Origin of the sequence: Chitinimonas prasina (genome assembly GCF_030160395.1) — a bacterium.
Taxonomy (GTDB): Bacteria; Pseudomonadota; Gammaproteobacteria; order Burkholderiales; family Chitinimonadaceae; genus Chitinimonas; species Chitinimonas prasina.
Map to the genome: position 1 here is coordinate 16,049 of NZ_BSOG01000002.1, position 22,732 is coordinate 38,780.

12 protein-coding genes are annotated in these 22,732 nt (G+C 59.7%); all 12 read right to left on the reverse strand.

All coding sequences use genetic code 11. The features are described 5' to 3' along the window. Positions 1–45: 45 nt before the first annotated feature. Entirely contained in the window at positions 46–1,551 is a 1,506-nt protein-coding gene (gene lysS / locus QQK16_RS07445) for a lysine--tRNA ligase (protein WP_284195817.1), read from the reverse strand. A 55-nt stretch (positions 1,552–1,606) separates the two neighbouring features. Then, positions 1,607–2,711 (reverse strand): peptide chain release factor 2 gene (gene prfB, locus QQK16_RS07450; RefSeq protein ID WP_284195818.1). Its coding sequence is split into 2 segments (ribosomal slippage): positions 1,607–2,629 and positions 2,631–2,711, totalling 1,104 coding nucleotides; the frame shifts between segments, so codons are not numbered across the junction. Positions 2,712–3,035: 324 nt separating this feature from the next. Beyond that, entirely contained in the window at positions 3,036–4,388 is a 1,353-nt protein-coding gene (locus QQK16_RS07455) for a right-handed parallel beta-helix repeat-containing protein (RefSeq protein ID WP_284195819.1), read from the reverse strand. Positions 4,389–4,490: 102 nt separating this feature from the next. Continuing rightward, positions 4,491–5,609 (reverse strand): HD-GYP domain-containing protein, encoded by a 1,119-nt coding sequence (locus tag QQK16_RS07460; RefSeq protein WP_284195820.1) that lies wholly within the window; start codon positions 5,607–5,609, stop codon positions 4,491–4,493. Between the two features lie 83 nt (positions 5,610–5,692). Beyond that, positions 5,693–8,611, reverse strand: a complete 2,919-nt coding sequence (locus tag QQK16_RS07465; protein ID WP_284195821.1) for a tetratricopeptide repeat-containing hybrid sensor histidine kinase/response regulator — start codon at positions 8,609–8,611, stop codon at positions 5,693–5,695. Continuing rightward, positions 8,608–12,978, reverse strand: a complete 4,371-nt coding sequence (locus QQK16_RS07470; RefSeq protein WP_284195822.1) for a response regulator — start codon at positions 12,976–12,978, stop codon at positions 8,608–8,610. Before QQK16_RS07470 ends, QQK16_RS07465 begins: the two co-directional genes overlap by 4 nt. Positions 12,979–12,981: 3 nt before the next feature. Next, a complete protein-coding gene (locus QQK16_RS07475) occupies positions 12,982–14,559 on the reverse strand; it encodes a response regulator (RefSeq protein ID WP_284195823.1) in 1,578 nt (525 codons plus the stop codon). A 111-nt stretch (positions 14,560–14,670) separates the two neighbouring features. After that, entirely contained in the window at positions 14,671–16,188 is a 1,518-nt protein-coding gene (locus tag QQK16_RS07480; protein ID WP_284195824.1) for a PAS domain-containing sensor histidine kinase, read from the reverse strand. Next, on the reverse strand, positions 16,185–17,750 hold the full coding sequence (locus QQK16_RS07485) for a response regulator (RefSeq protein ID WP_284195825.1): 1,566 nt from the start codon (positions 17,748–17,750) through the stop codon (positions 16,185–16,187). Before QQK16_RS07485 ends, QQK16_RS07480 begins: the two co-directional genes overlap by 4 nt. Positions 17,751–17,873: 123 nt before the next feature. Continuing rightward, on the reverse strand, positions 17,874–18,821 hold the full coding sequence (locus tag QQK16_RS07490; protein ID WP_284195826.1) for a DegV family protein: 948 nt from the start codon (positions 18,819–18,821) through the stop codon (positions 17,874–17,876). Between the two features lie 186 nt (positions 18,822–19,007). Then, positions 19,008–20,738, reverse strand: coding sequence for an ABC transporter transmembrane domain-containing protein (locus QQK16_RS07495; protein ID WP_284195827.1), 1,731 nt, complete (start codon positions 20,736–20,738; stop codon positions 19,008–19,010). A gap of 95 nt (positions 20,739–20,833) precedes the next feature. After that, a complete protein-coding gene (locus QQK16_RS07500) occupies positions 20,834–22,726 on the reverse strand; it encodes an MFS transporter (protein ID WP_284195828.1) in 1,893 nt (630 codons plus the stop codon). Positions 22,727–22,732: the final 6 nt, after the last annotated feature.

The window sequence follows — 22,732 nt, forward strand, 5'->3', positions numbered from 1 at the left end:
CTGTAGAGCATGAAAAAAGCCCGGTATGAACCGGGCTTGTCTACATCAATCTTCGCGCCGCATTTGCGGGAAAAGTATCACATCGCGTATGGAGGGGGCATCGGTCAGCAGCATGACCAGCCTATCTATGCCCACACCCAGGCCACCCGTGGGTGGCAGGCCGTGTTCCAGTGCGCGGATGTACTCGGCATCGTAGTGCATGGCCTCTTCGTCGCCGGCATCTTTCTGGCGAACCTGATCCAGGAAGCGCTCGGCCTGTTCTTCAGGGTCGTTCAGCTCGGAGAAGCCGTTAGCCAGTTCGCGGCCCACGGCGAACAGCTCGAAGCGCTCGGTGATACCGGGGCGGGTATCGGAGCCACGGGCCAGCGGGGAGATTTCCACCGGGTAGTCGATGATGTAGGTCGGGTCCCACAGCTTCTGTTCGGTGGTCTCCTCGAACAGGCTGAACTGCAGGCCAGCCACACCATTGGTGGCCACCAGCTTGCCACCCAGCTTTTCGATCTCGGCCTTGAGCCAGACGCGATCGTTCAGCTGCGCCTCGTTGTACTGGGGGTTGTACTTGAGGATGGCTTGCACCACGGTCAGGCGCTCGAAAGGCTTGGCCAGGTCGACGATCTTGCCCTGGTAGGTTACGACGGTGTGGCCTATCACCTCACGGGCAGCATGACGGATCATGGCCTCGGTCAGGTCCATCACACGGCGATAGTCGGCATAGGCTTCGTAGCTCTCCAGCATGGTGAACTCGGGGTTGTGCCGGGTGCTCATGCCTTCGTTACGGAAGTTGCGATTGATCTCGAACACGCGCTCCATGCCACCTACCACCAGGCGCTTCAGGTAAAGCTCGGGGGCAATACGCAGGTACAGCGGCATGTCCAGCGCATTGTGGTGGGTGACGAAAGGCTTGGCTGCTGCACCGCCGGGTATGGGGTGCATCATGGGGGTTTCGACTTCCAGATAGCCTTGATCGGCCATGAACTCGCGTATCTTCTGCACGATGCGCGAGCGCTTCATGAAGGTATCGCGGCTTTGCTCGTTGGTAATCAGATCTAGGTAGCGCTGGCGGTATTTGGTTTCCTGGTCCGTCATGCCGTGGAACTTCTCCGGCAGGGGGCGCAAGGCCTTGGTCAAGAGGCGTACCTCGGTCACCATCACGCTCAGCTCACCAGTCTTGGTCTTCATCAGGGTGCCTTGAGCGCCGATGATGTCACCCAGATCCCAGGTCTTGAACTGGGCCAGTACGGTCTCACCAACCTGATCCAGCGAAACATACAGCTGGATACGGCCGCTACCGTCCTGAATGGTGGCGAAGGCTGCCTTGCCCATCACGCGCTTGAGCATCATGCGGCCTGCAACGGCAACTTCTATCTTGTCGGCATCCAGGGCTTCCTTTTCGGCGCTGTCATGCTTGGCATGCAGATCGGCCGCCATATGCTTGCGGTCGAAATCGTTCGGGAAGGCGGGGCCATGCTGGCGGATCTCGGCCAGTTTGGCACGGCGCTCAGCCATAAGCTGGTTGTCGTCCTGCGTGATGGGGCTTTGTTCTTCGGCCATGGTCTGCTCTTAACTCTCTGATTTGCTTTGAATCCGGGAAGCGTAGCCTGGGGTCTTAAACACCCTGCTTGAGGCTAGCTTCGATAAAGATATCCAGGTCGCCGTCCATCACGCCCTTGACGTTGCCGACTTCGACGCTGGTGCGCAGATCCTTGACGCGGCTCTGGTCGAACACATAGGAGCGAATCTGGTGGCCCCAGCCTATGTCAGACTTGCCGGCTTCCAGTGACTGCTGGGCTTCCATGCGCTTGCGCAATTCGGCCTCATACAACTTGGCGCGCAGCATCTGCATGGCTTCGTCCTTGTTGCGGTGCTGCGAGCGGTCGTTCTGGCACTGCACCACGATACCGGTGGGATTGTGCGTGATACGGACAGCAGAGTCGGTTTTGTTGATGTGCTGACCACCGGCGCCCGAAGCGCGATAGGTGTCGATACGCAAGTCGGCCGGATTGATCTCGATCTCGATGGTGTCGTCGACCTCGGGGTAAACGAAGACAGACGAGAAGGACGTATGGCGGCGGGCATTGGAATCGAAGGGCGAGACCCGCACCAGGCGATGCACGCCGGTTTCGGTACGCATGAAACCGTAGGCGTATTCGCCACTAAGCTTGAGGGTACAGCTCTGTATGCCGGCCACTTCGCCTTCGGACTCTTCCATCACTTCGACGGTAAAGCCCTTGCGTTCGCCATAGCGCAGATACATGCGCATCAGCATGCCGGCCCAATCCTGCGCTTCGGTGCCACCGGCACCCGACTGGATATCGATGAAGCAGGCGTTGGGGTCCATCGGATTGCTGAACATACGGCGGAATTCGAGATCAGCGATCTTCTTCTCGGCCGCATCCAGGTCGCTGGCTACGGCTTCGATCGTGTCCCAATCCGATTCAGGCTTGGCCATGTCGAACAGATCGCGGCTGTCTGACGTGGTCTGGGCGATCTCGTCCAGCACCAGCACAACGGCCTCCAGCAGTTTTTTCTCCTTACCTATCTCCTGTGCCCGCTTGGGGTCATTCCACAGTTCCGGGTCTTCGGAGAGACGGCTTACTTCTTCCAGCCGGTCTTTTTTGCCAGGGTAGTCAAAGATACCTCCGAAGCTCGTCGCCACGGGCGGCAAGGTCGGCAATGCTGTTCTCGATCTGATTGAGGCGTTCGGCTTCCATGGCGGGCTCGGCTGTATTGCTTGGGAAACCGACAATTATACCCGAGCTTGGTGGGGTGATGGGGGTAAGGGAGCTGGCATGTGCCTGGCTGGCTAATCAAACCGTGCCTGCGTGCTGTCGTGGCCGGTTCCACTGCTTGTGTCCGGTTTGCGCTGGCTGTATCCGCTCCGACCCGCCCTGCTCAATAGCGGGCTGGGCTGTGTGTGCGTAAGGCGGCTTGCATTCACACTTCTGCCGCGGTCTCTACCGGCTCATCCGGTTGCTGTTGCGGGAGGGCGGAGTGGTCCGGCACTTTGCAGGCGTGCTGGACCACCCGGGGTCATTTCAGGGCTGGCAGGGCAGGGGAGCGCCAGCCTCGAAAAAGCTGTCTATGGCGCCTAGCTCCGACGGCGTGTGGCTGCGCTGGCAAAGATCATACGCTGGCGCCGAGCGTGCCGGGGCCTGGCCCAGCAGCGGGGAATCCGGCCTGGGCATGTAGTTGGCTGGCTGATTGCCCGCTGGATTGTACAGGCGTGGGTCGGCATTGATGTCGCCCGCGTGGTTGCCACCGTGGCCACCTGTGCCGCCGAACCAGTTGTTGTAGGCGAAAGTGGCACCCAGCATGCCGCTAAAGTTGGTCAGCGGTGCTGCGGGGTTGCCTTGGCGGAAGACATTGTGGTGAATATGCAGGCCCTGGTGACCCCCTTCGCTGTCGAGATGGAACAGAGCCTGGCTGGTATGGCAGGCAAAGGTGTTCTGTACGATCTCGGAATCCACCATAGGCCTGCTTGGTTCCTCGCCATTCCAGGCCGAGAGGCAACGGCGCCGTTGCCCGGTGACCAGATTATTGACCAAGCGATTATTGCGGAACTGTATGGGGTCGGTGGCGGTTTCATTCGCCAGGGAAATACCCATGGCAGCCATGCCATCACGGTAGTGCGCAGGGTCGTTCAGGCTGTAGATATGGTTGCCTTCGATCAAGCTGTCGCTGAGGTTGTTGAGGTAGAGATCGACCGAAAAGTTGTCATGCAAGGTATTGCGTATCACTTGATGGAAACGGCCATAGGCACCGATGCCTTCGCCCCAGTTTTGATAGATATTGTTACCTTGAATCAGATCACCTTCATCGGACATATTGAGCACTGAAGGCCAACCGCCACTGGCATCGACATGCTGGTTTTTGCGCACATTGTGGTACAGGGTATTGTTCAGCACCGTAAAGTGGTGAGCGCCATTGAAGGGATAGATCGCCCCCTTGTAGCAATCATGTATGGTATTGCCCTCAAAGCGTAGATAGCTGCCGCCATCGACACTGATGCAACTGCCTTTGGCCTTGCGCAGGGTGAGGTTGTGGAACTCCAGCCAGGCGCCCTGAATGTAAAGCAACTTGCCGTCGGGCGCGCCTGCGCTGCCATCGATGATTGGGGTCTCACCGGGATAGGCGCGTACCTTGATAGGTTGGTTGGCGCTGCCACTGTAGTAGAAAGCGGCACTCTGGGTAGGGTAATAATCGCCGCCTCGCACCCAGATGGTGTCTCCCATTCTGGCTTTGCTGGCGGCCTTGCGCAGTGTGGCATAAGGGCGTTCCAGCGAGCCGTCGATACTGCTGTCGTTGCCATTTGTGGCAACGTAATAATCGCGGGCAGCAGCTTGGGTTAGCGCTAGCAGCAGAACAGGGTAAAGCAGTGATTTGGACATATGCTTTCCTTTCCAGATAGGGGAAAGGTCAGCCTAGTCCTGTCAGCGTACATCGGCTATGTGAGGATTGACACCCATCGTGGATGGGGGGCTCGCTTCTCTTCAGTCGGTCTCATCCGGGGTGGTTTCCTCATCGCGGAAGCGATCGGCGATGGTCAGGAATTCCGACTCTATGCTCAGAAAGGTGTCGAGTATGTCGGGGTCGAAATGGGTACCCCGGCCCTCTGTCATCAGGGCCACTGCTTTCTCGTGCGAAAAAGCGGGCTTGTAAACCCGCTTCGAGATCAGGGCATCATAGACATCGGCTACGGCCATCAGCCTGGCGGCCACTGGGATAGCGTCGCCCTTGAGGCCCTCGGGATAGCCCGATCCGTCCCATTTTTCTTGATGATAATGGGCTATTTCCCGCGCAAAGGTCAGAAAGCTGTTGCTGCCCCCCAGGTGCTTTTCTACCTGCAATATGGCATCGCGGCCATAGACGGTATGCAGCTTCATGATCTCCCATTCTTCTGGGTCCAGCTTGCCGGGCTTGAGCAGAATGCGATCCGGCACCCCGACCTTGCCGATGTCATGCAGCGGGGCGGATTTGTAAAGCAGCTCGATATTCTCGTCAGTCAGTACTTCTTTAAAGCGTGACAGCGGTTGAAGTGCGCGGGCCAGCGCTGCGACGTAGTTCTGGGTGCGGCGGATATGGTTACCTGTCTCGTTGTCACGGGTTTCCGCCAGGCTGGCCATGGCCAGGATGGTGGCGTCCTGCATCTGCACCAGCTGGCGTGTGCGCTCCATCACCAAGTGTTCCAGATAATCGTTCTGGTCACGCAGAAACTGCTGGGCGCTCTTTAGCGAAAGATGGGTCTTGACCCGTGCCAGCACGATGGGGGGGCTGATCGGCTTGACGATGTAATCGACTGCGCCCATGCGCAGGCCCAGTTCCTCGTCCTCCACCTGGCTCTTGGCTGTGAGAAAAATGACTGGGATGTCGGCCGTGACCGGGTTCTGCTTGAGCCGCCGGGTGGTTTCGTAGCCATCCATCTCCGGCATCATCACATCCATCAGGATCAGATCGGGCCGGGGGGCGGTGGCAGCAATTTCCAGCGCTTTGAAGCCATTGATGGCGACCTTGGTACGGTATTGGTCGCGCAGCAGGGCAGATAGCAGCTGGATATTGTCAGGCGTGTCGTCAACGATAAGCACGGTCTGCTTGTCTATGGGCTCGATCATTGCCTTGTTTCCTCCCGGCCTCGGCGGCGCTCTACCAGCTTAGGTGGCTGGCTCGGAGCCGGAGACCGTTGCGTTTGTATGCACTATTGCGCTTCCAGCAAGGCCAGTACGGTGTCGTAATCGTACTGGCGTATCTGTCTTTCGACTTTTTGCAGTATGGCATCTGGCAACGCCTGTACCAGCACATCGCGATGCTGGTCGAAATAATCGAGTGCCTCACCATCCTGGGCGCGCAGCAAGGTGACCAGCCCTGCCAGCGTATCTGCAGTGGTGGCAATGGCAGGTGCCGTTGGGCAGTACTGCACCAGACCATCTAGCAGCGCAGTCAGTGCCAGTTCCAGCGGCGCCAGCTGGCTGTCGGCCGGCGTGGGGCGGCCTTCCTGCAGTTGTTCTTCTAGATCGCCAGCCAACGCCTGTATCTGCACGGCGCCGATCAGGCCGGCGACGCTTTTTAGTGTGTGGGCGAGACGTCGGGCTGTGGCGCGGTCGTTGCGCAATGCAGCGCGCATGCGTTCCATGACGCCGGCCTGCTCCTGCGAGAAACGATCCAGCAAGGCCAGGTATAGGGCCTTGTCGCCCAGCGTGCGGGCAAGGCCACTTTCTACGTTGAGTCCATCGAGCTGGGGCAGCTCACTGGTTGATTGAGGGACTGCCGCTTGCGCTGTGCGTGGGCGCAGGCTGGTCCAATGGGCTACCGTGTCGAACAGGCTCTGCGGGGTGATGGGTTTGGCCAGGTGGCCGTTCATGCCCGAATCAAGGCAGCGCTGTTTCTCTTCTTGCATGGCATGGGCAGTCATGGCCACAACAGGCAGGTCGGCAAAACGCGGCTCGGCCCGTATAGCGCGGATGGTGGCATAGCCATCCATGATGGGCATCTGCACATCCAAGAGGATCAGATCGTAGAGAGGCCTATCGGTTTGCAGCAACAGGTCCAGTGCCTCGCGGCCGTTGCCAGCCACTTCTACCACTACGCCTGCAGCTTGCAACAGCTCAACGACAATCTGCTGGTTGATTTCATTGTCTTCGACCAGTAGTACCGATACACCATTGAACTTGGGTAGTACGGAGAGCGCAGGGCTGGCGTAATCCGACGCCGGTGCGGGTGCTGACGACGGCTTGAGCCTGACCGTGAAGCGAAAACTGGAGCCCTTGCCAGGCGTACTTTGCACGCCTATCTGCCCCCCCATCATCTCGACCAGCCGGCGGGCAATGCTAAGGCCCAGGCCCGTGCCGCCAAACCTGCGGGTGGTGGAGCCATCGGCCTGAGTAAAGGCCTGGAACAGGCGACCTGCCTGTTCAGAACTCATGCCTATGCCGGTGTCGGCAACTTCGAATGCCAGTACCAGGTCTTCGCCCGCAGTGCGTTCCAGCTTGGCAGACAGGCGGATACTGCCATGCTCGGTGAACTTGACGGCATTGTTGGTCAGATTGATCAGCACCTGACCTAGTCGCAGCGGATCGCCATTGAGATGGCGGGGCAGATCGGCCGGGATATCCAGCAGGTACTCCAGGCCTTTATCTTCCGCACGGCCGCCGGTGACAGCAGCGACATTGGCCAGGACTTCGTCCAGATCGAAATCCACTGACTCGATATCGAGCTTTCCAGCCTCTATCTTGGAGAAGTCGAGAATGTCGTTGATGATGCCCAGAAGCGACACCCCGGCGGTATGGATTTTCTCGACGTAGTCGCGCTGCTTGGGCGTGAGTGGTGTCTTGAGCGCCAGATGCGCCATGCCGATGATGGCATTCATTGGTGTGCGGATCTCATGGCTCATATTGGCCAGAAACATCGATTTGGCACGGGTGGCTTCCTCGGCATGCCGCAGGCCCGCCTCTGCTTCACGCAGCTCGCTCTTGATGCTGAGCAGCTTGAGTCGCGTGCGCGTGGCCTGGTCCTGCGCGCGTTCGTACAGGCTGTGATGGCGCTTGTAATCGCGCAGCGCGGCTTGCCAGTCGCCGCGTGCCGTATGGATATCCGAAAGTTCCAGGCAGGCCCGCATGGGCATGAATACATAGCCCAGGTCGCCTGTCTCATCTATGGCCCGGTTCAGGTCAATGATGGCCTCATCCTGCCTGCCACGCAGGTGGTGTATATGGCCGCTGGCCCACCAGGTATAGGGTCGGAGATGCCTCTCCTCGTACAACGTCATCTCGTTCAGGGCCCGTTGGCTCAAAGCCTCGGCCTGATCCAGCAAACCCCGTTCTGCCAGGGTGTAGGCCGCAACCGCATGGAAGAAACCCCGGTTGGACGGCGCAGAGTTGGCAATGTCGGGGTGGTCGTCAAGGAACTCCTCCAGCACCGCATAGGCCGCTTCGCTGTTGTCGCGCGAGAGTTTGCACAGTGCCAGGATCAGGCTGACGAAAGGCCGCAACCAGCGTTCTTCCGTGTGCATGGCCAATTCCTGGGCCTGTTGCAGCATGGTTTCGCCATCTTCGGCATTGCCGCAGACATAGAACAGCTCACCGATATTGCAGGTGATCTGTGCTTCACGCGCTTTCAACCCCAGTGAACGGGCGGCTTCCAGTGCGCTATAGAAATGGCGCAGCGCTTCATCGGTCAGGCCGTATTCCTGTGCCAGGATACCCAGAGTGTTCAGGAGCAGTACGCTGCTCATGCTGGGGGTGTTGGGCAGGAAGGGAACGACGTATTCCTGCGCGAAGCGATAGCCTTCCTCAATTCGGCCCTGTACCCGCGCAACGGCCAGCATGCCAAAAGCACTCAGTAGCTGCCCGTCGGGGTCGTTCAGGCTGGTAAACGTGTCATGCAGCTGGCGAAAAACGGCTTCGGTATGCTCGTTGCGATCATCAAAATAGTCGCTGAGCGATTGGATCAGGGCACCATAGTGAGATTGCAACGGGGGGTGCTCCAAACTGCCGGCCGCTATCATTCGCTGGCCCAACGCACGTGTCTGCTGGGGCTTGTCTCGCATCAGCCCCAGTGCGTGCTCGAAGTCCTGGCGCCAGTTGCCAGTAGTCCAGGAAAGATCGACTTGGTCGGTCATGAGGAGGACTCTGAAGGTTCGGGCTGGCTCAGGCTGACGCCGGCACGGCTGGCGAGCACACCCAATAGTGCCAGGGCGGCATCGTAATCATATTGACCGATGGCTTGTTCGACTGCGGCAAAGGAATGCCCGAGGCCACCGCGTAAGCGCGCACCTTGTTCTTCGATAAGGCTCAGGGCCTCTCCATCGTTGTCCTGCAGCAAGCGGCTCAAACGAGCCAGCAAGGGTTGCAGCGGTGTCTCTGGGATCTGCGGTGGCGGGGCTGCCTGGGGTAGGGCTTGCGACAGATAGCGGCAGAACAGATCGAGATCGACTTCAAGCTTGGCGATGGCCAGCCGTATTTCCGCCACTGGCTGCTGCTGGCGTATGGCCTGTTCCACGATGCCGGCCTGCTCTTGTAACCCTTGGGCACCGATATTGGCCGCAACCCCACGCAGGGAGTGTGCCTCTCGCTCGGCCTCGGCATCATTCTGCCCCAATAGCTCGGCGATCCTGCCCGCGCTCTGACCGAAGCGCTCGGCAAACTGGCCCAGCAACTTGACGTACAGCACTTGGTTCCCTGCCACACGACGCAAGCCTTCGCGGGTATTGAGACCGGGCATGACAGGCAGGCCATCTTCGTCTGCCGTTACCAGGAGCTCGCTGGCCTGCTCGCCACCTATCCAGCGGCGCACGCAGGCAAACAGGGCCTCGGGCTCTATCGGCTTGCTGATGTGATCTTGCATGCCTTCGTCGAGGCAGCGCTCGCGCTCTTCGACCATGGCATGTGCGGTCATCGCCACGATGGGCATTTGCCGGAACTGGGCGTCGGCCCGTATGGCAAGCGTGGCCTCGTGGCCATCCATGATGGGCATCTGCAGATCCATGAATACCAAGGAGTAGTAATGTGGTCCTACGGCGTGCAGCTGATCAAGGGCTTCCTGGCCATTGTTGGCAATGTCGATGCGCAGGCCCATGCTTTCCAGCAGTTCGCGGGCGATCTGCTGATTGACCTCATTGTCTTCCACGAGCAGTATCCTGGCGCCATCCAGCGGTCGGCTGCTGTGTACCAGCGGCAGTTCGCCAGTTTCACCAATATCGCTGCCCACCAGCGTCACCAGTGTGTCGACCAGGGTAGAGCGGTTGACAGGTTTGAGCAGGAAACCATCCACGGCGGCATTCTCGGCACGATGGCGTATCTCCTCACGACCAAAGGCGGTGACCAGCACGATGACGGGAACCTGCCGCAAGGCGGGGTCATTTTTGACCTGCCGGGTCAGTTCTATGCCATCAATGCCCTTCATTTGCCAGTCGGTCAGCACCACGCGGTAGGGGTCATTGTCATCGGCCGCGCGTATGGCAGCCAGTGCGACCGCACCGGAATCCACCGCGTCCACACGGAAAGGCATATCACCCAGTGCCCCGACCATGACGTCGCGTGCAACGGGATTGTCGTCCACCACCAGCACCCGCATATTGTTAAAAGCGATAGGCAGTACCCGGCACACGGCTGCTTCATTGCGGGCGAGGCCCAGCCGGGCGCAGAAGCGGAACTGTGAACCTTCGCCCAGCGTGCTTTCGACGCTGATCTCGCCGCCCATCATCTCCACCAGCCGGCGGGAGATGCTTAGCCCCAGGCCGGTACCCCCGAACTTGCGGGTGGTGGAGCCATCGGCCTGGGTGAAGGCCTTGAACAGCTGGGACGATTGTTCCGGGCTCATGCCTATGCCGGTATCACTGACTTCGAACGCCAGGTGCACGCCTTCGTCGTCCTGCTCCAGTACCTTGGCCGCCAGCCGGACTTCGCCGCGCTCGGTGAACTTGACTGCGTTGTTGACCAGGTTGATCAATACCTGACCCAGCCGCAGTGGGTCGCCATTTAGCCGGCGCGGTACATTGTTCGGTACGTCAAACAGGTATTCCAGACCTTTGTCTTGCGCCCGCCCGCCGGTGACGGCAGCCACGTTGGCCAATACCTCATCCAGGTCGAAATCCACCGACTCGATATCCAGTTTGCCGGCCTCGATCTTGGAAAAATCGAGGATGTCGTTGATGACACCCAGCAGGGAAACGCCAGCGGTATGGATCTTCTCCACATAGTCGCGCTGCTTGGGTGAGAGTGGGGTCTTGAGCGCCAGATGGGCCATGCCGATGACGGCATTCATGGGCGTACGTATTTCATGGCTCATATTGGCCAGGAACATGGACTTGGCCTGGGTTGCCAGTTCGGCTTCCTCCTTGGCCATGCGTATGGCTTCACCCTGCTGGCGGGCTTCGGTGACATCCATCCAGAAACCGTTCCAGACCCAGGAACCATCTGGTTGGGCGCTGCATATGGTGCGTACCTGAACCCAATGCACCATGCCGTCCCGCAGTACCCGGTGCTCGAAATCGGTGTTGTGCTTGCCAGCGATGGCCCGCCGGACGATGCCCTGTGCATGGCTGCGATCCTCGGGCATGACATGGCGCCAGCGAGCGGCCGGGTCAGACTGCAGGTCGGTGTAATCTATGCCCAGGATATCCTTGACCTTGGCGCTGGCGAATGGGTAGTGGAGCCGACCATCGGGTTCCAGCCTGAGCTGGAAGATGGCGAGGGGCAGTGCGTCAGAAAGGTCGATCAGGCGGCGGCGGGAGTCTTGAGCCTGGTCGCGCGCTGCGGCCAGTTCGGCACGGGCTTCCTGGCTGTCGGTAATGTCCTGCCAGAAGCCATTCCAGATCATTTCGCCACTGGCCACTATGCTGGGGCGTGCTTCACCCCAGACCCAACGCAACTGGCCATCGCTGCGGCGTATACGGAAGGCCTGCTCCCATGGGCGGCTCTGTACGACGGCCTCACGGATGGCGGTATGTACGCTCTCCACATCGCGCTCGACGATCAGGCTGAAGGCCTCGTCGGCATCCGACATGATGGCCTCAGGCGAGCGTCCAAACTCCTGCCATTGTGCATTGGCAAAGGTCACCACCGGCTTGCCGTCGACAAAGCGGAGCTGGAATACGGCCAGCGGCAGCTTGTCGGTCAGCTCGCGGGCCCGTACTTCGGCGGCCGTCAGTGCCTGTTCATTGCGCTTGCGCTCGCTGATATCGCGGACAAAGGCGGTGGCGTGCCACTCACGGCCTTCCTGATATCCGGTCAAGGCCAACTCTATAGGTACCAGATGGCCCTTGGCGTGGCAGCCCTCGACTTCGACAACATGGTCTATCAAGGGGCCTTGGCCGGTTTTATGAAACCGTTCCAGGCCTGCATCGGCCACCGCCCGAAGGGATTGAGGTGGCAGGAAGGTATGAACCTGGCGACCCAAAGCCTCCTCGCGGGTCCAGCCAAAGATGCGTTCTGCAGCAGGGTTCCAGTAGATAATCTGACCACGGCCATCAATGCTGATGATGGCTTCCGGCGCTGCTGCCAGCAGGATCTCGGTACGGGCCTGCTCTGCTCGGTGGGCCAGCGATGCGGCCAGCTCCCGCTGCTGCTGTATCACAACCGTAACCAGCAGTGTCAGCATGGAAAGCGACAGCAGGAATAGGAACAGCGATGCCAGATGGGTAGGCGTGTCGATCAGCACACCGGTCTGGCCGGTCAACTGCAGCGAGATGGTGACCAGGCCCGTCACCAGAATGGCGGAATGCACGAAGAGTGGTGGGAACCGCAGGGCGGCCCAGACCAGCAGGGGTAGCGCCATGAAACCGACTACCTCCACTGGGAGTGCAGCATAGCGGGTGTACCACCAGGCCAGAGCGGCACAGCCCATGCCGGTTACGATATAGATGATCTGCTGCGAGGTGTGCTTGAGCGGTACCGGCCGATAGCGTTCCGGTGCGTTCAGCACCTTACGGCTGTCGGCATCCAGCCGTAAGCCCCAGGAGATCAGGGCTGGCAGGCAGATCCACAGGCCAAATAGATCACCCACCCCAAATTGAGCCCAGTGGCCAAACCAGCCGTTGTCGGTACAGCGTGCAGTAGCGGCAAAACCACAATAGCCGACGGTTGCCAGGCTGGCGCTGATGATGGCGTAGAGCAGTGCCATCGCCATCAGCCATAGATTGTCCCTGACCTTGCCCAGCGACAGATCGAGACTGGTGCGGCGGGCGATAAAGGCAACACTGCTGGCGGTGATGGCCATGCAGACGGGCTCTATCAGGCCATAGAGGTAGCGGCTGCTCTTGTAAAAATCGACGGAGACATAGTCGTAATAGATATAGAGCGCGATACAAAGCAGATAACGAGGGCCATAGAGCAGCGCCACGGCGCAGGCTACGGCTGCTGGCGGCCAGACCGGGGTGAGGAAGGCACTACCGGTCGACATGAACACCGCACCCAGCTGAGCGGCCAGCGCAAAGATGACAACGATGGCTATGCTTCGGATGAGGTAAAGATACTTGGAGTCGAGCATGCGTTAGTCTGCGGCAGGGAGATAGACGAAGACCTGGGTGCTATCCTGGGTATCGTCGCAAATCAGGTCTATATGGCCGCCCTGGGCTTCGGTCAGTAGCTTGGCTGAATAGGTGCCAAGGCCGGTACCACCGGACTTGCCATGGGTGACATATTTGTCGAAGAAGCGCGGACGGATGCTAGTTGGTACGGCACCCTGATTCATCACTTCAACCAAGCACTCGCCACCGACGCGGGTCAGTGCAATGCGCACCACGCTATCGTCTGCAGCGGCTTCCACGGCATTTTTCAGTAGGTTGGCAAAGATGGAGCGGCACAGCGCCGCTTCGGCCAAAGCATTCTGTTCCAGTGGCCTGTCCAGTACGATGTCTACCGGCTTCCAGGCGAACTGCACCTTGATCTCCTGCACCACGGTATCCAGCAGCTTGCCCAGTGCCAGCCGGGTGGTTTCGGCCTGGAATTGGCCCTGCTCGATCTTGTACAGGGTCAGTGACAGGGTCACCATGTCCAGCGCATGGCGTGCCGCGCCCTCCAGCAGTTCCAGCCGTTCGCGCTGGGCGTTGGGCCAGTCGCTGTCGAGCAGCATCAGTTCGGCCGTATGGGCAATGGCGCTGATGGGGTTTTTCAGGTCGTGGTGGGTAATGCGCTCAATATCGTCGCGCAGGCGGGCATTGTCAGACAGTACCTGGTTCTGCCTGGTCAGGTCGCGTCGGGCCTGGCTCAAGCGCAGATGAGTGCGGATACGTGCCTTGAGTATGGCGGGTTGCGCCGGCTTGACCACGTAATCAACCGCGCCCAGGTCCAGCCCATCGACCACATCGTCGGCCTGGTCGCGCGCTGTTAGAAAGATCACCGGGATATCACGGGTGGCCGGATTGGCCTTGAGCTGGCGGCACACTTCGTTGCCGTCCATCTCGGGCATCATCACATCGAGCAGTATCAGGTCGGGCGGGTTGGGGCCATTGGCTATCTCTAGCGCCTTGCGACCGCTGATGGCTACCTTGATGGCGTATTCGCTCTTGAGTATGCCGGCGATGACTTCGATGTTGGTGGCCACGTCATCCACTACCAGTACCGATGCCCGAGACAGCCGTTCCTCACTGGGGGCATCCAGGCCCAGCACCGGAGTTTCTGCCGGCAAGGGCATAGGCATGGGCAGGGGTTTCAGCGTTGCTTTGGGCAACACTGTCTGCGCCGGTACTACCGATTTGCCCAGCAACTTGACGATACGGGCGCGCAGGGTGGCGGCAGTGAATGGCTTGACCAGGTAGTCGCTGACACCGGCCTCGATGGCTTTTCCCAGAAACTCCCTGCCGGATTCGGCTGTGAGCAGGATGAACGGTACATCGCGATAGTGGCCGTCGTTGCGGCACCAGCACAGTAGTTCGTAGCCCGTCATGCCGGGCATGTTCCAATCCGCAATAACCAGCTGTATGGGAACGGATTCCAGTATGTGCTTGGCCTCCAGCCCCTGGCTGGCTGCGTGCAGGTTGTGCAGTTCCATACCGTTGAGGACATGCTGTACCGCCAGTCGCATCTGGTGGTAATCGTCTGCGATCAGGATATTCGGTGTCTTGTCCATGGCGGCAGGCTGGGCGGAAACGTGAGTATTCCACCGGGGCTAAGATGAAAGGGCAGTGTATCAGGCAACGCTGTTTGGACTGATGCCGGCTTCCTTAACAATTTCCTAAAGCTAACCTAAACCGGGTGTATTGGCCCGAATGGCGGTGCGCAAGGCCTCCAGCGCTTGATCGTAGTCGAATTCGGCAAGGGCGTGTCCAACATCCTCGCACGGGCGGCTACCGAAGCAGGCGGCGATATCAGCAGCCAGGCAGGCGAACAGCCGGTTGGCCTCACGGTCACTGTCTTCTATTAACTGTAGCAGGCGATCCAACTGATCCTGCCATTGCGCCAATGGCCTTGTGGTGGTGTGGGCTGCGGCTATTGATGCAGGTAGCTTTTTTGCAGTTTGCGGCGCTGCGTGGCGCTTGGTGGGCAGCCCACCATCGGCCTGGCCCATCCAGCAATCAAAGATGAATCGGCTGCCCTGCGCGGGCAGGCTCTCCACCCGGATATCGCCACCCATCAGGGTAATCAATTCCCGGCTGATGGAAAGTCCCAGCCCGGTTCCACCATAGCGGCGGGTGGTAGAGCCATCTGCCTGGGTAAAGGCCTTAAAGACCTTGCCTGCCTGTTCTTGTGTCATGCCTATGCCGGTGTCGCTTACCGTGCCCTGTATCTGGATACGCCCTGACTGCTGCGCCAATAATTCTAGCGTCAGTGCGACTTCTCCACGCTCGGTAAACTTGATGGCATTGCTGAGCAGATTGATGAGCACCTGGCCCAGGCGCAAAGGGTCGCCCAGTAGAACGCGGGGCAGGGTGTCGGACACCTGCAGCCGGTAAGCCAACCCCTTGTTCTCGGCCAGGTATTGCGTCACCACGCGTAGATGTTCCAGGACTTCCTGCAACTCGAATGGCACTTGCTCAAGCCGGAATTGACCGGATTCGATCTTGGCGGAGTCCAGTATGCCGTTGATCAGGTTCAGCAAGGCGTCCCCGGCCTTGTGGATTTTCTCGATGTAGCTGCGCTGAGGCGCGGCCAGCTCGCCCTCTAGCGCCAGGTAAGACATGCCGATGATGGCGTTCAACGGCGTGCGTATCTCATGGCTCATATTGGCCAGGAACATGGATTTGGCGGCGGTGGCCTGTTCTGCCTGGTTTCGGGCGTCATGCAGGGCCCAGGTCTGGCGGCGCTGTGCGGTGATGTCCATCCAGTAACCACTCCACACCATACTGCCATCCGCTTGCCTGAAGGGGTCGGCATAGGCGCGTACCCAGCGTGCGGCCCCAAACATGTCCAGGCTGTGCTCGTACTCCAGCCCTATGCCCTGTTTGGCGGCGTGCAAGGCCTTCATTTTGCAGTTCCGGGCCTCTTCCGGTGGAACATTGCGCCAGCGGTTTCGGTGATCCGCCAGTATCTCGTGCGCTTCCACGCCCAGTATGTCGGCCACCTTGGGGCTGACATACAGATAGCGGCCTTCATCACCGATCAACTGGAACTGGAATACGGCCATGGGTAATACAGCGTGGATGCGTTCCTGCTGTTGCCGCAACTGCCGTAGTTGTGACTGTTGGCGTTCACGCAGCCTGGCTATCCAGCCCATGGGCCGGCTGCTGGCCGGACTGAGGGCGTGGAGGAGCTTGCTCATGGGGTGCTGTTGCTGCCTGATGGTGCGGCGGGCAGGCTGAGTATCAGCGTGGTGCCGCCCGCATCGTCGCTTTCAAATTGCAGCTCACCGTTCTGTGCCCTGGCGTAAAGCCGGGCCGAGTACGTGCCTATGCCGGTGCCACCTACCTTGCCCGCTGTGGCGTATTTGTCGAAAAAGCGCTGCCTAAGTTCAGGCGGGATGGCACCGTGGTTGTGCAGGCTGAGCGTCAACCATTGTTCGTTCAGACCGAAACGGGCGGTGACAACCCCGTTGTCGGGCGAGGCCTCGGCAGCATTACGCAGCAGATTGCCCAGCAGGCTGGCGGTCAGGCCACTGTCACCCAGCGCCCAATTGGCGTGGGCCGCATCGGCCGGGATTTGTATCCGTATGCCTTTAGCCAGAAAGCTGGTCTCGGTTTCCCGCGCGGCTTGGACCAGTATGTCGGCCAGGTCAAATGGCTGTGCCTGCAGCACAAAGGTGCCTGTTTCGATACGGAACAGATCCAGGGTGCGGTTGACCTGCTCTATGGCTTGCCGGGTCGCGTCGTTCGCTAGCCGGGCCAGCTCCCGCTGTCTGGGGCCGATGCCTGGGTCGTCCAGCAGGCATTCACTGGCCTGCAGCGCGGCGGTGAGCGGGTTTTTCAGATCATGCCTGCCCATGCGTTCCACCTCGTCACGCAAGTGGGCGTGCTCTGCCAGGGTGCTGGATTGCTCGGTAAGCTGAACCAGATGCTGAGCCAGCCTGAGATGCGTGCGCACCCTGGCGCGCAGCACGGTAGGGTGCGCTGGCTTGACTACATAGTCGACTGCGCCTAACTCCAACCCTTCGGCCACATCGCTGGGTTGATCACGCGCTGTCATGAAGATGATGGGGATATGCCGGGTTGCTTCATCCTGTTTTAGGCGGCGACATACCTCGTGGCCATCCATGCCGGGCATCATCACATCCAGCAGTATCAGGTCGGGGGCTTGCTTGGCGACGATGTCCAAAGCTTTCTGGCCACTGATGGCTACCTTGATGCCGTAGTCTTGCTCCAGCAGGCCGGCGGTTACTTCAATATTGTCCTTGACGTCGTCAACGATCAGGATGGTTTTGCGCTTGCCATCCACATCCCGTGGCGGTAAACCCACCACTTCGGCGCGCTCGACTGGCGCCTGTGGTGGCAGTGCCTCGCCATCGATAAGTCGCTGGAAGCGCTGCCGAAATTGCTGGCTGGTGAAGGGCTTGACCAGATAGTCGCTGACACCTCGATGAAGGGCCGCCTTGATGCGATCACGAGTGGCGTCGGCGGTTAGCAACATGAAGGGTATACCAGCCGTGGGGGGATTGGTGCGTACCCATTCCAGCAACTGAAGGCCATCCATGCCTGGCATGTTCCAGTCGCTGACTATGCAGGCAACAGGATGCTGCTGCAGTACAGAGATGGCTTCGCGACCATTGCTCGCCTGTTCCACTGCTTGATAGCCCAGTTCTGCCAGGATGCCCTTGATGGATTGCCGCAAGGTGGCATGGTCGTCCACTATCAAGATAAGGTTGTTGTGCGGCGATTCGTGAGGAGGCATGGATCAATCTTGCAGGTGGGCACCATTTACATATAGCTCATATGCTGGCTGTCGCTGCAGGTGATATCCCATGAAAAAAGCCGCGAAATCTCGCGGCTTTTTGCCTTGTACCCGCAAAGGGGGCTAGTCGAAGCGCACTTCCTTCTCTGAGGCAAATGCCAGCGACAAGCCGCCCACGCCGATATTGACACAGGCTGTGCTGCTCATCTCGGACAGATAGACGTTGATGTTGCGGGGTCGGGCATCGGCAAGCAGGGCCACATAGCCCGGCATCTGCTCGACGACGGCAGGGTCGCCGCCGTAACTGACATTGACGGTGGGGGCCAGCAGGCCGCCATCGCGTATCAGCGTGCGGGCGGCCTCGAACAGCTTGTTACAGCCGGCCTCGAAGCCCCTTATCTTGCCAACGGGGTTGGTGTCGCCACGGTAGCCGCGCAATATGGGCTTGATGTCCAGCGCCGAGCCCAGTGCATAGGTGAGGAAACCCACGCTCTTGTCGCCGCGTCGGCGTGCCTGGCTATGCAATTGGCCCAGTTCGGACGGCACCAGAAAGGCCTGGGTGTGCTGGGTCAGTTTGTCCAGTTGGCGAATGATATCGAGGGTGGAGACATCGGCCGCGATCATGCGGGCGACTTCCGACACCACCAGGCCCTGGCCGGTGGCGACGTTGGCACTGTCAAACACCCTTAAAGAGAATGGCGCCTTGACGTTGGCTTGTTCGCGGATGGGCCGATAGTCGCTGAGAATGCGGAGCGAGGCATGGGTGGCATTCTCAAAGATCAGGCTACGGGTCTTCATCACCGTGATACAGAAGACGTAGTCGAACTCCAGTACCAGACGGCTAAGGAATAGGTCGCGGATCTCATCGGGGCTGAAGGGGCGGGTAGCGAACTCCGCGTCACCATTTTCGGCTACCGATTTATAGAAATCCTGGGTTTCGTCCGGCAGGCGGTTGTCAACGAACTCGCCACCGGGGCCCTTGATGGAGACCGGCAGGATGACGATGTGGTGCTTGTCGAGAAAACTACGTGGTAGGTCGCAGGCAGAGTCTGTGGCGATACCAATGCGCATAGGGGAGTGTCTCCGGTAGTTATTGCATCGGGCCATCTCCGTGACCTCGCCGCTAGGCTAGCAGATCGAGCAACTGCTCGAAATATTCAATACCATCTTTTACTGATAAAGGTGGGTAAACGACACACTTATGCGATATTGTCAAGACAATGTCATTTCCTGAGGGCTGGGTTTCCCAGCCGGCGGCTATTGCTGAAACTGCAGGCTGGCCAGCCGCTGATACAGCGGGCTACTTTGCAGTAAGTCGGCATGGCTGCCTATGGCACTGATACGGCCGCCATCCACCACCACGATGCGATCGGCGTGCAGCACGGTCGAGAGACGATGGGCAATGATCAAGGTAGTGCGTCCCTGCATCAAGGTTTCGAGCGCCTGCTGCACCTTGCGCTCACTATGGCTGTCGAGCGCGCTGGTGGCTTCGTCCAGCAGCAACAGGGGCCGATTGGCCAGGATGGCGCGGGCAATGGCGATGCGCTGGCGCTGCCCCCCTGACAGGCGTACACCGCGCTCACCCAGATTGGTGTGGTAGCCCTCTGGCAACTGTACGATGAATTCGCTGGCAAATGCCGCTTCACAGGCCTGCCGAACCTCATCCTCACTGGCGTCTGGCCGGCCATAGCGCACATTGTCCAGCACGCTCATGGCAAAGATTACGGCTTCTTGCGATACCAGGGCGATGCGCTGGCGTAGTTCGTGGATCCTGGCATCGCGTAGGTCGACGCCATCTATCCGTATGGCGCCCTGGGCGGGGTCGTAAAAACGCAGCAATAGCTGGAATACCGTGCTCTTGCCCGCGCCGGATGGCCCCACCAGGGCCACTTTCTCGCCCGGCGCTACCTGCAGGCTGAAATCCTGTAGGGCAGGCTGTTGCGGCCGGCTCGGATAGTTGAAGGTGACCGAGCCGAACACCACTTCGCCGGCGGAGGGCTGCGGCAATGGTACAGGCTGGGCCGGTTCGGCGATGTCCGGGCGGGTGGCCAGTAGTTCTACCAGGCGTTCCAGCGCCCCGGCGGCGCGTTGGATGTCGCCGATGACTTCCGAGATGGTGGCTACTGCCCCTGCCACGATGACCGCATAGAAGACAAAGGCGGACAACTGGCCGGCGCTGATCTTGCCTGCCAGCACATCATGCCCGCCTACCCACAAGATGGCGGCAACGGCACCAAACACCAGCACCATCACCACCACAATCAAGCTGGCTCGCTGGCGTATGCGCTGCCGGCTGACGCCGAAGGTGGCCTCCACCCGGTCGGCAAAGGCCTGTCTGTCGCTACCCTCGTGACCATAGGCCTGCACGGTACGTATCTCGTGCACGGTTTCATCAATGACATTGCTGACTTCGGCCACCTTGTCTTGCGCGGCACGGGCCAGTTTACGCACCCGCCGGCCAAACAGCAGGATAGGGGCCACTACCAGTGGCACCCCCACCAGTACCAGCAAGGTCAACTTGAGGCTGGTGATGGCCAGCATGACCAAGCCACCGACCAGCAGCAAGGCATTGCGCAAGGCCATGGAGGCCGATGAGCCAATAACGGTCTCGATCTGGGTGGTATCGTTGGTAAGGCGCGAGATCACCTCGCCGGTACGGCCCGTCTCGAAGAAAGACGGTGGCAAGGTCAAGAGGTGATCGAATACCTTGCGGCGCAGGTCGGCCGTGACGCGCTCACCCAGCCAGGAGACGAAGTAGAACCGGGCGTAGGTGGCGGCCGCCATGATGGCGATCAGGCCAAACAGGGCCAGCAATATTTGATCAAGCAGGGCAGGGTTGCTGGCGACGAAGCCACGATCTATGACGGCCCGCAGCCCCTGGCCTACCAGCAGCATGCAAGCGGCAGCGAGCACCAGCGCCATGGCTGCATAGACGATGCGGGCTTTGTAGGGGGCCAGCAGCTGGCGTATCAAGGCGGCAGGTTGCATTGATGATTCCGGTAATGAAACGGCCCGACTGCCTTGGCAGATCGGGCCTGGGATGAAAGGTTCAATTCGCCCGGCTTGGCTGCTGCGGGCTACGTTTATTTGCTGTTACCACGCAATGCCAGCACGCGTTGCTGCAGGTCCTCCACGCGGACCTCGGCAGCAGGCACGGGCTGGCTTGCGGCCAGGGTGATGCGCGACCAGAAGCGGCGGGGTATCTTGACCATGGCGCTGCCATCCTTGCGGCTGAAGAAGCTACCCCACAGGCCGCGCAAGGCCATGGGCACCACCGGGGCGCCGCTGCGCTGGGCTAGCTCCTGCACCCCTGCCTTGAAGGTATTCAGTTCGCCATCAAAGGTGATCTTGCCCTCTGGGAAGATGCAAACCACCTCACCTTGGGAGAGGTATTCCTGCACTTTCATGAAGGCGCGTTCCTTCATGGCCGGGTCTTCCTTGGCCGGGGCTATGGGTACGGCGCCGGCAGTACGGAAAATGAAGTTGAGTACTGGCACCTTGAAGATGCGATGGTCCATGACAAAGCGTACCGGCCGCCGCACTGCGCCGCCTATGACCAGCGCATCCATGAAGCTCACATGGTTGCATACCAGGATGGCGGGGCCTTCTTCAGGGATGTTGTCCAGCCCCTCGTGCTTGACCCGGTACATGGTGTGGGTGGCTATCCATACCAGAAAGCGCATCAGGAACTCGGGTTGCAGGCCATAGACATACAGCGCGACCGGGATGTTCATGATGGCGACGATCAGCAGCAACTGCGGAATCGTTGCGCCGGCCTCCAGCACCAGTACGCTGACCACGGCCGACACCACCATAAAGCAGGAGTTGAGTATGTTATTGGCGGCAATGATGCGGGAACGGTATTCCGGCTCGCTGCGCATCTGGATCAAGGCATATAGCGGCACAATGAAGAAGCCGCCGAACACCCCGAGCAGGGTAATATCGGCCAGCAGGCGCCAATGACTTGCATCCTGCAGGAAGGCCAGCCAGCCCACCTGTGCAGCTGGGCTCATGGGGGCGGCGAAGTACAGGTCGATCCCGAATATACACATGCCTATGGAGCCAAAGGGCACCAGGCCGATTTCAACCTTGCGGCCCGACAAGGCTTCGCACAGGGCTGAGCCAGCCCCAACACCGATGGAAAACAGGGCGACCAGCAAGGTATAGACTTCGGCATTGCCGCCCAGCACATCCTTGGCATAGCTGGGTAGCTGGGTCAGGTAGACGGCACCGAAAAACCAGAACCAGGAAATCCCCATCAGCGAATGGAATACCGTGAGATTGCGGCGGCTCAATCGAATGATGTGCCAGGTCTCGGTGAAGATATTCCAGTTGATCTTCAGGTTCTTGGCCTGCGGCGGTGCTGGTGGCATGGCGCGGCTGCTGAGGTAGCCCAGTACGGCAACGGCCACGCAGGCCGATGCGATGGCGCCAGCCATCAAGGAGGCATTCTCCTTATTGCTCTCGATAATCAGTGTGCCACCGATCTGGCCCAGCAGGATGGCGATGAAGGTCCCCATCTCGATCAGGCCATTGCCACCCAGCAATTCACGCTCGTCGAGGTACTGCGGCAGTATGGAATACTTGAGTGGGCCAAACAGGGCTGAATGCACGCCCATCATGAACAGGCACACCATCAGGGTGGCTGCGCTTTGCAGGATGAAGCCGGCAGCGGCGACCGCCATGATGGCGATTTCCATCAGTTTGACAAAGCGTGCCAGTTGGGCCTTGTCGTAGCGTTCGGCCAACTGGCCGGCGGTGGCCGAGAACAGGAAGAAGGGCAGGATGAAGATGCCGGCGGCGGCATTGATGAGCGTGGCAGAGTTGATGCCGGCAAAGCCCAGGCCGAAGAAGGCGATCATCACCAGCATGGCATTCTTGAACAGATTGTCGTTGAACGCGCCCAGGAACTGGGTAATGAACAAGGGCAGGAATCGCCGTGTCTTGAACAGATCAAACTGATTGTTGTTATGCATGGATGC